Annotated in this window: 1 protein-coding gene; it reads right to left on the bottom strand. The window is 44.2% G+C overall.

Translation table 11 applies throughout. The features are described 5' to 3' along the window. Positions 1-26: 26 nt before the first annotated feature. A complete protein-coding gene (locus TW84_RS22750) occupies positions 27-1,127 on the bottom strand; it encodes an ISAs1 family transposase (protein WP_045977891.1) in 1,101 nt (366 codons plus the stop codon). Between the last annotated feature and the right edge of the window lie 68 nt (positions 1,128-1,195).

The raw sequence follows: 1,195 nt of genomic DNA, 5'->3' as shown, positions 1-1,195 counted from the left end.
CAGGGCGGGAGCATACTTTGATGGATTTATAACCCAAAGAAGACTCTTGCCCTATAATCATCGTTCCAACCCGCTTTCTTCATCTTCACTTTTTGGCTCGGCGCACCACAGTCGCATTGCGTGAGCATATTCATAACAAAACGCCTAAACAACGCGATGTTTTCAACGGCACCATCTAAAGTGATACGAGAGCTATCTTCTTTAAAAACCACATCTAAAACATAATGTTGGCTGTTCTCGATCCGCCAATGCTGGCGAATATAATGGCCCAGAAGTTTGTGGTTCGGCGACATAGAACTAATGTAGTAAGAAGTATCTACACTGCCTTTACCGTTGAGCACACGATGGCGTTCCACTGCTATTATGCTTCTTACCGTCGGCCATTTCTCCATTAAGTCGTCCGGTAATTTGGCCTTTAGCTGAAACACGTATCGCTCTTCGCTGCGACCATGTTTTTTCTCTTTGACTTCGGTGACTATTTTCTCTTTACCAGCATCAAAAACCGCTTGGAACTGCTCCACAACAGCCGCTTTAAGCTTAGGCTGATTGTTCTTAACCTGAACAACAACATGCGCTTGTTTTTCTTTGATTTTTTCTAGTGTTTCACGCTGGCAATGCAGCGCATCAATCGTGATCACGCTACCCTTTACATTTATAACATCAAGCATTTGGCGAACAATGCTTATCTCACCATTTTTAGTCTCTGTTGGCTTTTGGCTTAGTACGAGACCACGCTCAGTGTCGTAAGCCGTGACCAACTGCAATGCTGTTTTCCTGTCGTTACGATAGGAGCCTCGCAGAACCTTTCCGTCAAATGCGATAATGGGTTTGTTCTGAGTAGTTCGTTGTTCGTTTATCCAAAGAGCCAAAGCTTCAAGCAAAGACTCCGCAACAACGGAACGCAAGATGCGAGCTATCGTGTGTCTGCGAGGGATACCATGCTCGAATGGTCTATGCTTTCTTAACCAGTCGAGCTTTTCTTCTCCAAAAAATTCAATGTCTTGCCAACCTTCGCATCCCGATGCGATAGCGCTGATCACAAGGAACATAACATCGATAAGGTCGTGTTTCTGGTTAATGTCTGATCGAGTATCTTCTACAACAGATAAGTGTTCAATAAGGTTCAAAATGACTGTGCTGCTAAGGGTTTGGCACAATTAGATCATATTAGTTAACAAAGTGCGATCCCGCCCTG

Origin of the sequence: Vibrio neptunius (assembly GCF_000967495.1) — a bacterium.
Lineage (GTDB): Bacteria > Pseudomonadota > Gammaproteobacteria > Enterobacterales > Vibrionaceae > Vibrio > Vibrio neptunius.
Note: the sequence above shows the minus strand (reverse complement) of the source record. Positions and strands in the feature narration are given on the sequence as shown.